The sequence below is a fragment of the uncultured Selenomonas sp. genome (assembly GCA_905372355.1).
GTDB lineage: Bacteria > Bacillota > Negativicutes > Selenomonadales > Selenomonadaceae > Selenomonas.
Genome location: CAJPOT010000026.1, coordinates 1 through 15,492, shown reverse-complemented (window position 1 = coordinate 15,492; position 15,492 = coordinate 1). Strand labels below are relative to the sequence as shown.

The window sequence follows — 15,492 nt, the reverse complement described above, 5'->3', positions numbered from 1 at the left end:
ATGATGCCTTTTCGCCTCTCGCGCATCGACGTCGAGCAGGACGGCACGCAGCTCTTGGAAAAAGCCATCGAAGAACGGACGGCGGCGTATCTTCGCCGCGACATCTCCGAGATCGACGTCAACGACCTGCTCGCCGAACTCACCGACTACGCGCGCAGCCACGGCTACCCTGCGGCAGCCGCCTACCTGCCGGCGCAGTCGAATGCGGACGGCACGCTCACCATCCGCATCCTCGCCGGACGCTACGGCAAGATCAAGATCGAAAACAGCGCCGCCATCAGCGACGCGCAGCTCAAGCGCATGACGCATACCCTCAAAGAAGGCGCACCCATCGAAGGCAAGCCCTTGGAAACCGCCCTATACAACATCGCCGCCCTCGGTGGCATCGAAGCGGCAGGGCTTCTCTCGCCGGGCACAACCTTCGGCACGGGCGACCTCACGATCCGCGTCAAGGACGGCAAGCGTCAGAGCTATGTCCTCTACAGCGAGAACTACGGCAGCGAACCTTCGGGCCGCTACCGCTTCGGTCTGCAAGGGAGCTTTGAAAACCTCACGAAGAGCGGTGACCGTCTGAACCTAGGGCTGACCCTCTCCAACAAAGACCTGCACAATTACGGTATCAGCTACAGCCACCCCGTCGGCGCCGACGGCACCACGCTCGGCATTGGCGTCAGCCGCATGGACTACGAGCTATCGGGAGCTTTCCGCACGCTCGGCGCAGAAGGCACGGCGGACACCTTGAGCATCTTCGGCACGACGCCGCTCTGGCGCACGGCACAAAGCTCGCTCGCCGTCTCCTACGGCTGGGACTGGCGCAGGCTCAAGGACGAGTACAAGAAGGTCGGCATGGAGCTTGAAAAGCACAGCAGCACCTTCCATCTCGGCATCAAAGGGGCAGAGCGTCAATATCGCACCTCGTGGAGCTACGACCTCACGGGCTACTGCGGACATCTCGGCGCGGACTCTGACTGGGCGCGTCGGCAGATGAAGCGTGCAGGTACGGAAGGCAGCTTCACGAAAGCCGTGCTGAACCTCAACCTGCGCCACGAGATCAGCGACCGCTGGAACATCAGCCTCAAGGCGCAGGCGCAGAAAGCCGGAACGAACCTCGACAGCTCGGAAGAAATCTACCTCGGCGGAGCGAATGGTGTACGCGCCTACCCGCAGGGCGAAGCCTCGGGCGACAATGGCGTTCTCGGGAGTCTGGAACTGTCGTATCGGACGGATGTGCCGAACCTCGTTCTCAGCACCTACTTCGACATGGGGCGCGTGCAGTACGCCAACGACGGAAAAGACGGCAGCGAAACCCTCAAAGGCTGGGGCATCGGCATCTCTTACAGCCGCCCCGGCGACTACTTCCTGCGCCTCGACTGGGCGCGACGCATCGGCCTCGCCAATAACGCAAGCGACGACGCCAAGGCAAAGAACCGCCTGTGGTTCATGGTCGGCAAGGTCTGGTAAGAGAAAAGCAAAAGAGCGTGATACACAAAAAGCAACAGACCGCACACAATTCGGCTGCAAAAACAAGCGAAATGGCAGCCGACAGACAGCAGCCCCCTTCTCTTTGCAAGAGAAGGGGGCTGTTTTTCTGCGAGGAAACGATAGTTCGATCATCGGTGATAGCTGCATGAATCTTCTCTTATGACAGAAATCCCGCACGCATCTTCTTCAGCATATAGGCGTGGTAGATGCGCTCGACCTCGCTTTTGCGGCGCGTGGCAATCGACAGCAGCGTGCCGTCGGAGAGCAAAATGCCCTCAGGCGTCAGTTGATGGATCTCGTCCATATTGACCAGCAGACTGCGGTGACAGGAAAGGAACATCGGCATGGCATCGAGCAGCTCCCGTGCGCGGGCGAGCGTCATATAGGGGGAGAGCGTCGTGCCGTCCGTCAGATGAAACGAGCAGCGACGCCCGTCGGCATCGACATAGCGGATGTGCTCGATCGGTATGCGCTGCTCCGTGTATTCGATCGTGAGCGCGATCGTCGGGCGCTCCTTCTTGAAAAAAGGCGTACGCGCCAATGCCTCGCGTACCCCTTCCTCCGTCACGGGCTTGATGAGGTAGTGCGCCGCCGTCACATCGAACGCCTCCACCGCGTGCTCGCGGCTCGTCGTCACGAAGATGATCGCGCAGTTCGCATTGAACGAGCGCAGAATCTGTGCCGTTTGGATGCCCGTGCGCTCCCCCAGATAGATGTCGAGAAAGACGATGTCGGCGCGTGCGGCGGACATGTGCGCGAGGAACTTCTTGTCGTCTGTGAACGCGCGAATCACGGGGCGCGGCGTATGCTCGGCGCAGACGCTTTCGAGAAGATCGCAGAGCCGGTTCAGATCGTCCGGCATATCGTCCAGTACAGCAATATTCATCGTATGACCTCCTCATCATATTCTAGGGAAATCCATGCGGATTTGCAAGCATGGATTTCCCTCTTTTTGCGTTCATGCCATACTTTCGGCGTTTATGACATACTTTGTTGATATTTCTCTCAAATGTGAGAAAATATTGATAGGATCTATAGTCCTTTCGTAACAGTAAAGCGGAGGAAAATGATGGCCTATGAAATTGCGTTTGGTGTAGACACAGGTTATGTAAAATACGCGGGCATCGTCATGACCTCCATTGCCGCAGAGAATGCAGGGGAAGAGATTGGCTTTCATCTTGTCTCGGCGTGCGTGTCGGATTCTAAGAAAATTCATCGGAGGCGGACAGGATGTTTACAAAACAGCAAAAAAACCAGTATTTAGCAATCGCGGTGGCATTGACCCTCGGAGGGAGTCTCTGGGGCGGCGCCGCCTGTACGGAGGCGGCAGATGCCTATACCCTAGACGCGGGGAACCCGACGCCGGACGCGGCTCACTCCGTGCCGGATGAAGGGAATGGCCCCGGTGTTGCCGGCGGCTTCACGAACGCCGCCGCTGCCCTCACGGGAAAGACGCTGACCGTGGACGGCGTGACCTATGCAGGGATTGGGTACGGCGGCTACAATCAAGGCGGCGGTGTGACAGGGAATCATCTCATCATCCAAAACGGAGGCAGGCTTTTCTACCATGCGGGAAACGGCGGCGATGCCTACGGCGGACGCGCCGACCTTGGCGGAGATGCCCGTGGCAATACGGTGATGATCGACGGCGGCACGGTAGACCGAAGCGTGTATGGAGGATACCTGAGCCTGGGCAATGTCAATGGTTCTGCCGCCGGCAACCGCGTGACCATCAAAGGTGCTGCTTCGTCGATAGACAGAAATATCTATGGAGGATACATCCGGGACTCCGACAACACGGGGACAGTCACCGGCAACATCGTGACCATCGAAGACGGCACGGCGCAGGGGGAGATTCTCGGAGGCTATGCAAACAGCGAGAGCAGCGTCACGGACAACAAGGTGTTCATCAAAGGCGGCACGGTGCAGAATGCAATCTACGGCGGCACCTCCACGGGCGGCGCGGCCACCGACAACCACGTGACCGTCACCGGCGGCACGGTGCTGACTGTCTACGGCGGCTATAGCAGCGGCGGCGGCAGCGCCGAGAAAAATACAGTGACCATCGACGGCGGCACTGTGCAGAAGTGGATTTATGGAGGCTATATATATAATGGCGGCAGCGCTGAGGGGAACACGGTGACCATCAAAAGCGGCATCGTGCAGAAGGAGGTTTCCGGCGCTTACACCTACCGTGGCGGCATCGCCAAGGGGAACCATGTGATCATCGAAGGCGGCACCGTGCAGCAGGCTGTCTATGGCGGCTATACAGAACGCGGTGCAGGCAGCGCCGACGGCAGCGCTGAGGGGAACACGGTGACCATCAGCGGCGGCTCGGTGCAGGATGTTTTCGGTGCTTCCGTCGACCTCGGCAGCGCCGCCGGCAACATCGTGACCATCAACGGCGGTACAGTCCATGACATCTGGGGCGGCTTTTCCGCCTCCGGTGAGACCAGGAACAACACGGTGAACCTTGGCGACGGTACGCACGCGCTCGCGCCGGGGACGACGATCGGCAAAATCTACGGCGGCAACCAGGCCGATGTCAGCGGGAACAAGCTGAACGTCAAGGCAAATGCCACCGCAGAGAACATCGGAAATTTTGACAAGGTGACCTTTTATCTGCGTTCCGGGGGCGTAACGCAGACAGAGACAGCTCCCCTCCTAACGCTGACGGACACTGCCGGTACCACTGTGAATTTGGGCAGCATCGGCGTAGACGGCTGGGTCAAGGGCAAGCGCATCCTCATGAAGAACGCGACCGCCGGCCAACTGAACGCCACGGCTTACAGCGGGGGCAGGCATAGCAATTTCGATGACAAGCGAGAGTATCACATCGATACGAATACGGCTTCAGGGACGGCGACGCAAATTCTCTACGAAGGGATGCAGTTCAAAGACGCCACGAGTACCGAGACGGCGACAACGAACGCCGAGATTTATGGCGGACGCTCCCGGTTTGGCAACTCCACCGTGGGCAACACGCTCACCATCGAAAACGGCGCCCATCAAAATGCTTACGGCGGCAAAACGGAAGGAAGCGGCACGAATCTGGAGGAGGGCAATAGCCGGGACAATACCGTGCTCATGAAGAACGGCACCGTGAACAACTCGATTTACGGCGGCTACACCGCAGGCAGCGGCAGTGCCACCGGCAACATCGTGACCATCAACGGCGGTACAGTCCATAACATCTGGGGCGGCTTTTCCAGCTCCGGCGAGGCCAAGAACAACACGGTGAACCTTGGCGACGGTACGCACGCGCTCGCGCCGGGGACGACGATCGGCAAAATCTACGGCGGCAACCAGGCCGATGTCAGCGGGAACAAGCTGAACGTCAAGGCAAATGCCACCGCAGAGAACATCGGAAATTTTGACAAGGTGACCTTTTATCTGCGTTCCGGGGGCGTAACGCAGACAGAGACAGCTCCCCTCCTAACGCTGACGGACACTGCCGGTACCACTGTGAATTTGGGCAGCATCGGCGTAGACGGCTGGGTCAAGGGCAAGCGCATCCTCATGAAGAACGCGACCGCCGGCCAACTGAACGCCACGGCTTACAGCGGGGGCAGGCATAGCAATTTCGATGACAAGCGAGAGTATCACATCGATACGAATACGGCTTCAGGGACGGCGACGCAAATTCTCTACGAAGGGATGCAGTTCAAAGACGCCACGAGTACCGAGACGGCGACAACGAACGCCGAGATTTATGGCGGACGCTCCCGGTTTGGCAACTCCACCGTGGGCAACACGCTCACCATCGAAAACGGCGCCCATCAAAATGCTTACGGCGGCAAAACGGAAGGAAGCGGCACGAATCTGGAGGAGGGCAATAGCCGGGACAATACCGTGCTCATGAAGAACGGCACCGTGAACAACTCGATTTACGGCGGCTACACCGCAGGCAGCGGCAGTGCCACGGGCAATATCGTCAACATCAGCGGCGGTACCGTGAGCGGCGGCGTTTATGGTGGCATGTCCGCGAGCGGCAATGCCACGGGAAACACGGTCAACATTACGGGCGGCACCGTGAGCGGCGTCATTCGCGGCGGCATGTCCACGAGCGGCAGCGCTACGGGCAACACCGTCACACTCGGGGACGGCACGCACGCCCTCCCGGCGGCGGCGCTCGCGAATGCTGACCTCTACGGCGGCACCGAGTTCACGGGCAACGTCCTCAACGTCAAGACCAACGTCACCGTGAAAAGCGTCCAAAACTTTGAAACGCTCCACTTTGAAAAGAACGCCTCCGTCAACGATGCGAATCCCTTGCTGAAAGTGACAGGCGCCACCCAGCTCAAAAGCCTTGCCGGTATCGACATCGCCGACAGTCTCCTGGACAAGTACGGGCACACATACACCCTCATAGAAGGAAACGCCATCAACATCGAGGGCGGCGGCGAGACGTACGGCAAGACCGAGGAAAAAACGGAGCATCTTCTGAAGAAAGTCCAGCTTGGCACCACCGCTCGTCTGCAAGCTGTCGGCTACCGATTCAAAGACGCCGATTTGACCCAAGGCGGCAATACCAGCGGCGAATTCTACGCGGGACAATCGAAGTTCGGCAACTCTGCCGTGGGCAACAAGCTCACCGTCACCGGCGGCACGCATGACGTCATCGGCGGCGGTCACACCGCAGCCCCGAGTGCCTTTGCCGGAGCGGATCAGGGAGACAGCCGGGGCAATACCGTCACGCTGCAAAACGGCACCGTGAGCGGCGTCTACGGCGGCTATGTGGCAGGCGGCAACGGAGACGCAAAGGACAACCAAGTCCGCATCGACGGGGGCAGCGTCGCCAATGCCGTCATCGGCGGCTACACCGCAGGCAGCGGCAATGCCACGGGCAACACCGTGACCGTCACTGGCGGCACCGTGAGCGGCGACATTGTCGGGGGATACGCCAACGTAAAAGATGCCTCGGCAAACATTGTTGACTTAGGAGCCGTCACCGTGAGCGGCAACGTCTTTGGCGGACGCTCCGGCGGCGCCGGCACGACGAATGACAACACGATTCATCTCCGCGGCACCCAGGTGAGCGGCACCGTCACGGGCGGCAGCGCGGCGGCCGGCACGGGCAACACCCTGGCCGTCCATGATTTCAATACGAGCGTGCAGGACTTCTCCAATGTGCAGAATCTGCACTTCTATCTGCCGGAAGAGACGACGGGAAACAGCGACCGGACGATGCTCCGTCTCGGTGTCCAGCACAAGGACATCCGCGGGATTCATCTCGGCGTGGGGATTTCCGGCCAGCAGAGCGCGCTGCAAAAGGGCGATATCGTCAGCCTGATGAAGGTCGCCGCTAACGGCGCTCTGACAACGGATGAGGCACTCGACAACGATGTGTCGGGCATGCAGGGCGTGAGCCTGAAGTACCAATTCGCACTGCAAAAGCGCAGCATGGATGAGCTCGTCGCGATCGTCAAGGGTAATGCGGTGATGAACGAACAGACGAAATCCCTCGTCGAGACGCGATCGGCGGCAAGCGCCTTCCTGAACGGCGGTGCGGATCTCCTGTCGGGCATGGGCATGGATGCTGCCGAGACTGCGGCGGCAGACGGGTCAAATGCGGCAAATGCGGCGATCAGGAGCGGCAGCTACGAGATCTGGGCGGCGCAGGGAGGATCCGGCGAGCGCATAGAGACAGGCTCCCATGTGGACGCGAAGGGCTGGAGCCTGAACATCGGTTTTGCGAAGCAGGACGCAATCGGCAAGGGCAAGCTGACCTACGGCCCCTTCGTCGAATATGGGCGTGGCTCGTACGATTCCTATCTCGACGACGGTACGCACGGCGACGGTTCGTCGAGCTATATCGGCGGCGGCTTTATGGTCAAGGCGACAGGCGCGGATCAAAGCTATGTGGAGGCGAGCCTGCACGCAGGCCGCATCAAGAGCGATTACAGCGGCAATATCTCCGGCACCTCCACGAGCTACGACGCATCGAACAACTACATGGCGGGACATATCGGACTTGGCAGGAAATTTGATCTCAGCGGCGACGCCGCGCTCGAAGGCTATGCAAAGTACTTCTACTCCAGGCAAAACGGCGCGAGTGCCACCCTGGCCTCAGGCGAGAAGTATGATTTCGGCTCCGTGACGTCGAGCCGCGTTCGTCTCGGCATGCGCTATACGAAAAAGCTGATGCCGCGCAGCGAGTTCTATGCGGGGCTTGCGTGGGAATACGAGTTTGACGGCGACGCGACGGCGACGTATGAGGGCTATGCAACGCCCAGTCCCAGCCTCAAGGGCGGCAGCGGGATGCTTGAGCTCGGCTATCGCTTCACGCCGAAGGGGAGCAGCGTCAGCTACGGGGTGAACCTGACCGGCTGGCAGGGAAAGCGCAAGGGCATTACCGGCGGGGCGCACGTCAGCTGGGCATTCTAACATGGCCGCCTCGACTGGGCGCGGCGCATCGGCCTCTCCCGGGACGCGAGCGATGACGCCAGGGCGAAGAAGCGCCTGCTGGTTTATGCTCGGGAAGGTTTGGTAAGAGAAAAGAGGGGCTGTTGCATAAGTCGAATTTGACTCATGCAACAGCCCCTTTTCAGTCTTGACAATATTCACTGCAATGCATACTATGATAGTAGAAGCGTATGGGGAGGGGAGCGAACCTGTGAGAATAATCAAGAAAGATATTCCTGCAGAATATTGTGCATTGATACAGAAATTCCGCTTGATCGATGATGCGTTTTTCAACGTATGTTTTGACAACTATATCGAAGGAATGCAGCTCTTATTGCATATCTTTTTCGGTCGGGATGATCTCATCGTCAAGCATGTTGTCACGCAGCAGAGTGCGGACAATCTCTATGGTCGCGGCGTGCGCTTTGATGTGTTGGCAGAAGACAGTGAGGGGAAACTCTACGACTGTGAAATTCAGCGTGCCAATGAAGGTGCGATTCCGCGCAGGGCACGCTACAACAGCAGCATGATGGATTCGCGGGAACTGGCAAAAGGAGAGGATTTCTCGTCACTTCCGGAAACATGGGTGATCTTCATCACGGAGAACGACATCTATGGAGCAGGTTTCCCGCTGTATCATGTGGAGCGGATCATAGAGGAGCTTCAGCGCCCGTTTGATGATGGGGCGCATATCCTCTACGTCAACGGCGCAAACCGTGACGACACGCCGCTTGGGAAGCTCATGCAGGATTTCTTTTGTGAGAATCCGAAGAAGATGAATTACAAAGAACTTGCTGAACGTGTCGATTATTTTAAGGCAGAAGCAGAAGGAGTGAATACTATGTGTGAACTGATGGAAAAATTTGGTGAGAGGAAACTGGAAGAGGGACGTATGGAAGGACGCCTTGAGGGACGTGCTGAGGGACGTGCTGAGGGACAGCGCAGGATGCTTGATATGGTGCGTTCTTTGTTCGCGCTGAATGTTCCCCTTGAGGTGATCGAGAAGGCGAGCGGCTTGACGCGTGCGGAGATTCTGGCGCTGCAAGATGCGCCTGCCGAATAGTATGGCTGTGCGAAGAGAGTCTTCTTCGCGATAAGATTTTTTGACACTAAGACCGCCGCATCGTTCGATATGCGGCGGTCTTATTTTATCAGCGTTTCCTTTATCACTTTTCAGCAAGTATCGGTCACTTTCTGCAATTTGCTTGCTTATCATGCAGCGACGTATTAAAAGGACGGCAAGCGCCAGAGCTTCGCCCTCTACAGCGAGAACTACGGCAGCGAAACCCTCAAAGGCTGGGGCATCGGCGTCACCTACAGCCGCCCCGGCGACTACTTCCTGCGCCTCGACTGGGCGCGCCGCATCGGCCTCGCCAATAACGCGAGTGACGACGCCAAGGCAAAGAACCGCCTGTGGTTCATGCTCGGCAAGGTCTGGTAAGAGAAAAGCAAAAGAGCGTGATACACAAAAAGCAGCTGAGAGCACGCAATTCGGCCGCAAAAGATGGGGGCATGAATCTTCTCCTATGACAGAAATCCCGCACGCATCTTCTTCAGCATATAGGCGCGGTAGATGCGCTCGACCTCGCTTTTGCGGCGCGTGGCAATCGACAGCAGCGTGCCGTCGGAGAGCAAAATGCCCTCAGGCGTCAGTTGATGGATCTCGTCCATATTGACCAGCAGACTGCGGTGACAGGAAAGGAACATCGGCATGGCATCGAGCAGCTCCCGTGCGCGGGCGAGCGTCATATAGGGGGAGAGCGTCGTGCCGTCCGTCAGATGAAACGAGCAGCGACGCCCGTCGGCATCGACATAGCGGATGTGCTCGATCGGTATGCGCTGCTCCGTGTATTCGATCGTGAGCGCGATCGTCGGGCGCTCCTTCTTGAAAAAAGGCGTACGCGCCAATGCCTCGCGTACCCCTTCCTCCGTCACGGGCTTGATGAGGTAGTGCGCCGCCGTCACATCGAACGCCTCCACCGCGTGCTCGCGGCTCGTCGTCACGAAGATGATCGCGCAGTTCGCATTGAACGAGCGCAGAATCTGTGCCGTTTGGATGCCCGTGCGCTCCCCCAGATAGATGTCGAGAAAGACGATGTCGGCGCGTGCGGCGGACATGTGCGCGAGGAACTTCTTGTCGTCTGTGAACGCGCGAATCACGGGGCGCGGCGTATGCTCGGCGCAGACGCTTTCGAGAAGATCGCAGAGCCGGTTCAGATCGTCCGGCATATCGTCCAGTACAGCAATATTCATCGTATTACCTCCTCATCATATTCTAGGGAAATCCCTGCGGATTTGCAAGCATGGATTTCCCTCTTTTGCGTTCATGACATACTTTCGGCGTTTGTGCCAACTTTTCTTGACCTTTCGTATAAATGTGAGAAAATAGAAAAAATAAGGTCTTTGGTCTTAATGAAAGAGATTATATAAGACAAAGGAGTGTCGCGCCTTTGTTTCCTTTCTGTCTGTGCCGCCGGCGACAGCGGCGGAATGGGAGGATTATGAACGTACTGGAAAAAGCGCTTCATTGGAAGCATACGCAAAAGATCATCACCTTTGTCATCATCCTCAATGCCGCCGTATTGGGCATATTGACGAATCGAACACTGTCCGCTGAAGAAGTCTTGTTTCTCGAAGCGGTCGACAAAGCCTGTCTGGTGATCTTCACCGTCGAGTTGATTGCAAAACTGCTCGTTTATCGGCGAAGTTTTTGGTCAGAGGGCTGGAACGTCTTCGATTTCGTCATCGTCCTCAGCTCCATCATCTTCATCTCCTCCAGCATTTCGGTCATACGAGCCTTCCGTATCTTCCGACTGCTCAAGGCGCTCGCGGAGTTCCCCGAGCTGCAGATTCTCGTATCGTCCATGCTCAAGGCGATTCCCAGCATGACGTGGGCGCTTCTGCTGCTCTTCATCGTCTTCTATATCTTTGCCGTTTTCGGCAGTACGATGTACGGCGATGCGTTCCCCGATCTGTTCGGTGACATCGGCGGCTCCATGTTCACCCTGTTCCAGGTCATGACCTTTGAATCGTGGGCGACCGCCGTGGCAAGGCCGATCATGGCGATGTACCCTTATGCGTGGATATACTTCTTGGTGTTCATTCTTCTCACCGCCATTACGCTGCTGAACGTCATGGTCGGCATCGTGGTCGAGGCGGTCGGCACCATCTCCGCAGCGGTCAAGGAAATGCAGGCGGCGGAGGCGGCGGAAAACGCACCGCCCGAGGAGCGCAGAGCCGATGAAATAGAAGCAGAAATCCGTAAGCATCTTGTGCAAATCGAAGCATTGTTAAACGCAAGAAGGGTTTCCTAATAGAAAGGATGAGTCAAATGAAACAGTATCATGCAAAGCAGCTGTATCGCGCCGTCGCCTGTGCTATTTTCGCAGGCATCGTCGCCGCGCCCTTTGCCGCGCAGACGGCGTATGCTCTCCCCATCGAGGGCGCGAACGCCGCGACGAATGCGGGGGAGGCGAATATCTCCACGAGCGGCACGGTCATGGACATCACGGGCAAGACGGAGCACAATATCCTCAAATGGGAGGATTTCTCCATCGAGCAGAACGAGAAGGTACGCTTCGACGGCGGCAGTCAGACGCGCGACTATCTGAACCTCGTCACGGGCGAGGGCGCGTCGAACATCTACGGCACGATCGAGGGCGGCAGGAGCGTCTACCTCGTCAACCCCCACGGCATCCTCTTCGCCGCAGGTTCGCAGGTGAATACGGGCGCACTCTACCTCTCCACGGCGAATCCCGCCGACATTGCCACAGCGACGAACACATTCAAGACAAACGGCACAAGTCCGCTCTCCGCGGCGACCGCACAGACGGGCGACGTGCTGAACCTTGGCACGGTAAAGGCAAGCAAACTCTACATCGAGGGCAAGAACGTCAAAGTCCTCAACACGGATGCTGTGACGGACGCAAACGGCGCGGCGCTCACGGGCAGCGCCGTCACCATCCGCAGCGAGGATGCGCCGCACATCGGCTACGATGTCGCCAATACCACGACGCGGAACTTTACCGTAAACGGCTCAACTGTCCCGAAGACAGTTTCCGACTATGCGAATGCGAACAACTCAAAATCTGCAACATCGCGCACATGGGATGTCAAGAAGTTGAACGGCACCGATGCGCATACGGACTATGACTATATGCGCGTGCATGACGTCTACGAGCTGCAGAATATGAATGCGAAGTTGGATGGCAGATATATGCTCGCGAAGGACATCGCGGCGAGCGAGACAAAGGACTGGACCGAGGGCTTTCAGCCGATTGGCGATATGGTCGGGTCCTTTTGGGGACGATTTGACGGTGCTCGGCACACGATCACGGGGCTGACCATTAAGCCACTGGACGATATTCCCGGGGAGTTTTCTCGTGGGATGTTCGCATACATCGATCACGCGCTCGTCGAGAATGTCTCCCTGAAGGGTGCATCCGTGTCGGGAACGGAAAGGGTCGGTGGCATTGTGGGATTTGCAGAAGAGTCTGCCATACGGAACGTCTCCTTCAGCGGTGAGGTTCATGGAGGCAATAGCAAATTCACGGTCGGCGGCATTGCGGGAACGATAGACCACAGTACCCTTGAGAACGCCTACAATGAGGGCACGGTCGAAGGGAACAAGACTGTCGGCGGCATTGTGGGAAGTGTGTATAGCCACAGCACCGTTCAGAACGTCCGGAATGCGGGCAAGGTCTTAGGAAATGCTGAGTTCCTCGGCGGCATTGCGGGAGCGCTAAAAGAAAGTACCCTTGAGAATGCCTACAATGAGGGCACGGTCGAAGGGAAAAAGACTGTCGGCGGCATTGCGGGATTGGTAGAGTCTGACAGCAGCGTTCAGAACGTCCGAAATGCGGGCAAGGTCTTAGGAAATGAGATCCTCGGCGGCATTGCGGGATGGGTAGAGTCTGACAGCAGCGTTCGGAACGCCGTGCAGACGGGAGACGTGGAGCAACGAGCGGGACAGACGGATTCGAAAGTCGGCGGCGTTGCGGGACTTTTGCACCGTTCCACGCTCAGCCATGCCGTATGGAAGGAGGGCAGTGTAAAGGCTGGGAGCGGCACTCTGATCCAGAGGGGCGTCGGCAAAGAGCAGGGAAATTTTACAAAGAGTGATGTCAAAGAGCACAGTCTGGACGATATGAAGAAGGCGGAGACATACAAGGATTGGAAGGACGGGAGCGATAAAGCTCTCGTCGCCACCGAGGGCGGCAAGGGTACGCCATGGCGCATCTACGACGGCAAGACCATGCCGCTGCTCACGAGTCTGATGAAGGGTACGAAGCGCCTTGCGAAAGTCTACGACGGCAATGTCTTTGCGACAACGGACCCGCACATCACCCTCGTCCATACGGGGAAGGATGTCGGCACATACGATGCCTACAGTGACCAGTTCGGCTATGACCTCATCGGCGGCGCGACCATTACGCAGCGCGTGCTGACCATGGGCGACGTCGCGGCGCAGAGCAAGACCTACGACGGCACGACCTCCGCAGACGCGTCGAAGTTCAGCGCGACGCTCGGCAATCTCGTCGCGGGCGAGGAGAACAGCGTGAAGGCGACCGCCACGGGTGCGGCGTATAACGACAAGAACGTCGCTGCGGCAAATACCGTGAACTATACGGGTGTTCATCTCACAGGCACGGGCGCGGGGAACTACAGTATCGCGAGTACCGCGCAGGGTGCGGGTACGATCACGAAGCGTGCGCTGACCGTCGGCACAGTCACGGCGCAGAGTAAGATCTACGACGGCACGACCGCCGCAGACACGTCGAAGTTCCAAGCGACGCTCGGCAATGTCGTCGCAGGCGAGGAAAGCAGCGTGACCGCGACCGCTGCGGGCGCAGCATACAACGATAAGAACGTCGCGGCGGCAAACAAGGTGGGCTATACAGGGCTTGCGCTCCAAGGCACAGGCGCGGGGAACTATACCATCGCCAATACCGCAGAGGGGGCAGGTACAATCACAAAACGTGCGCTGACGCTTGCAGCTGCGGCGGGGCAGACCTTTGACAAGGTATATGACGGCACGACCCATGCAGATGCCGCTGCGCTGAAAAAGGGCGGGAACTACACACTCTCGAACTTTGCAGACGGCGAGGGCGCGGGCATCACGCTCACAGGCACGGGCACATACATGGACAAGAACGTTGGCACGCACGCGGTCACCTACACGGGACTGATGCTCACGGGCGAGGGCGCGGGCAACTATCGTCTGAATACAGCGACGCTCACGGGCACAGGCAAAATCACACATCGCACGCTGACGCTCACCGCCGACGCGCGGAGCATTGTGCAGGGAGAGCCGCTGCCATCCTTCACGGGACGCGCGGAAGGCTTCGCCGATGGTGAGGACGGAAGTGTGTTCGGGGCAGACGGCGTGACCTTCACGACCGCTGTCGCCGATACGAACACCCCCGGCAGCTACGCCATCATTGGCAAGGCGGGCGGCGTCACGGACGGCGTCCTCGGCAACTACCGCATCGTGCAGGCGGCGGGCAACGCGACTGCCTTCACCGTCAATGCCGCAGCACTGCCGGGCGGACTTCTTGCCTCGCTCGTGCAGGATGCTGCGCCGCGCTTCGACTTCGGCTTCGGCTTCGGCGACACCGTCTACCTCTATGGCACTGCACGTCCCATCCGCGCCGCAGCGCTCGGATTCTACCGCTTCGATGCGGAACGCGACCTTGAAATTCAGGGCTTGCGTCTTTAATGGCTTAAATCTTTGTGAAAAGGAGTCTTTCCGTTGAAGATGAAAGAAAAACACTCGCACCTCAAACTTGCGCTGCCCCTTGCGGCGGCGCTTCTCCTGCCGGGTACGGCGCTCGCCGCGACGAACCTGCCGCCATCCGATGCGCACCTGCCTGAAAAGGCACAAGAAAACGCGCTCGAAAGCCGCCTGCCGAACCATGCAGGCGGCAGCAAGGCGATGATGCCTTTTCGCCTCTCGCGCATCGACGTCGAGCAGGACGGCACGCAGCTCTTGGAAAAAGCCATCGAAGAACGGACGGCGGCGTATCTTCGCCGCGACATCTCCGAGATCGACGTCAACGACCTGCTCGCCGAACTCACCGACTACGCGCGCAGCCACGGCTACCCTGCGGCAGCCGCCTACCTGCCGGCGCAGTCGAATGCGGACGGCACGCTCACCATCCGCATCCTCGCCGGACGCTACGGCAAGATCAAGATCGAAAACAGCGCCGCCATCAGCGACGCGCAGCTCAAGCGCATGACGCATACCCTCAAAGAAGGCGCACCCATCGAAGGCAAGCCCTTGGAAACCGCCCTATACAACATCGCCGCCCTCGGTGGCATCGAAGCGGCAGGGCTTCTCTCGCCGGGCACAACCTTCGGCACGGGCGACCTCACGATCCGCGTCAAGGACGGCAAGCGTCAGAGCTATGTCCTCTACAGCGAGAACTACGGCAGCGAACCTTCGGGCCGCTACCGCTTCGGTCTGCAAGGGAGCTTTGAAAACCTCACGAAGAGCGGTGACCGTCTGAACCTAGGGCTGACCCTCTCCAACAAAGACCTGCACAATTACGGTATCAGCTACAGCCACCCCGTCGGCGCCGACGGCACCACGCTCGGCATTGGCGT

Annotated in this window: 8 protein-coding genes; 6 read left to right on the top strand and 2 right to left on the bottom strand. The window is 58.6% G+C overall.

Annotation, left to right across the window (positions count from 1 at the left end):
- Positions 1 to 1,461 (top strand): ShlB/FhaC/HecB family hemolysin secretion/activation protein (locus QZ177_RS10085; RefSeq protein WP_294177319.1); only part of this gene is annotated, 1,461 nt, incomplete at its 5' end.
- A gap of 178 nt (positions 1,462 to 1,639) precedes the next feature.
- Here QZ177_RS10085 and QZ177_RS10080 read toward each other — a convergent pair.
- Entirely contained in the window at positions 1,640 to 2,368 is a 729-nt protein-coding gene (locus QZ177_RS10080) for a LytTR family DNA-binding domain-containing protein (RefSeq protein WP_294177318.1), read from the bottom strand.
- Positions 2,369 to 2,712: 344 nt separating this feature from the next.
- On the opposite strand from QZ177_RS10080, the gene QZ177_RS10075 reads away from it, so the two are divergent.
- Together QZ177_RS10075 and QZ177_RS10070 are read left to right on the top strand one after the other, a co-directional pair.
- Positions 2,713 to 7,869 (top strand): autotransporter outer membrane beta-barrel domain-containing protein, encoded by a 5,157-nt coding sequence (locus QZ177_RS10075; RefSeq protein WP_294177316.1) that lies wholly within the window; start codon positions 2,713 to 2,715, stop codon positions 7,867 to 7,869.
- Between the two features lie 229 nt (positions 7,870 to 8,098).
- On the top strand, positions 8,099 to 8,950 hold the full coding sequence (locus QZ177_RS10070; RefSeq protein WP_009644889.1) for an Rpn family recombination-promoting nuclease/putative transposase: 852 nt from the start codon (positions 8,099 to 8,101) through the stop codon (positions 8,948 to 8,950).
- A gap of 461 nt (positions 8,951 to 9,411) precedes the next feature.
- Here the strand turns inward: QZ177_RS10070 and QZ177_RS10065 are convergent, their stop codons facing one another.
- Positions 9,412 to 10,140 carry a LytTR family DNA-binding domain-containing protein gene (locus tag QZ177_RS10065; protein WP_294177314.1) on the bottom strand — a complete coding sequence of 243 codons (729 nt, stop codon included), beginning with the start codon at positions 10,138 to 10,140 and terminating at the stop codon, positions 9,412 to 9,414.
- Positions 10,141 to 10,388: 248 nt separating this feature from the next.
- Between QZ177_RS10065 and QZ177_RS10060 the strand changes: the two genes are divergently transcribed.
- From QZ177_RS10060 to QZ177_RS10050, 3 genes are all read left to right on the top strand, one after another.
- Entirely contained in the window at positions 10,389 to 11,201 is an 813-nt protein-coding gene (locus QZ177_RS10060; RefSeq protein ID WP_294177311.1) for an ion transporter, read from the top strand.
- 17 nt (positions 11,202 to 11,218) lie between these two features.
- A complete protein-coding gene (locus QZ177_RS10055) occupies positions 11,219 to 14,605 on the top strand; it encodes a YDG domain-containing protein (protein WP_294177309.1) in 3,387 nt (1,128 codons plus the stop codon).
- Between the two features lie 39 nt (positions 14,606 to 14,644).
- Positions 14,645 to 15,492, top strand: an 848-nt coding sequence (locus QZ177_RS10050) for a POTRA domain-containing protein (RefSeq protein ID WP_294177320.1), incomplete at its 3' end; no start/stop codon positions are given.

What these genes read in the sequence shown, in the direction of transcription:
- QZ177_RS10065 (WP_294177314.1), bottom strand. Translation starts at nt 10,140, where the DNA reads ATGAATATTGCTGTACTGGACGATATGCCGGACGATCTGAACCGGCTC.
- QZ177_RS10060 (WP_294177311.1), top strand. Translation starts at nt 10,389, where the DNA reads ATGAACGTACTGGAAAAAGCGCTTCATTGGAAGCATACGCAAAAGATC.
- QZ177_RS10075 (WP_294177316.1), top strand. Translation starts at nt 2,713, where the DNA reads ATGTTTACAAAACAGCAAAAAAACCAGTATTTAGCAATCGCGGTGGCA.
- QZ177_RS10080 (WP_294177318.1), bottom strand. Translation starts at nt 2,368, where the DNA reads ATGAATATTGCTGTACTGGACGATATGCCGGACGATCTGAACCGGCTC.
- QZ177_RS10055 (WP_294177309.1), top strand. Translation starts at nt 11,219, where the DNA reads ATGAAACAGTATCATGCAAAGCAGCTGTATCGCGCCGTCGCCTGTGCT.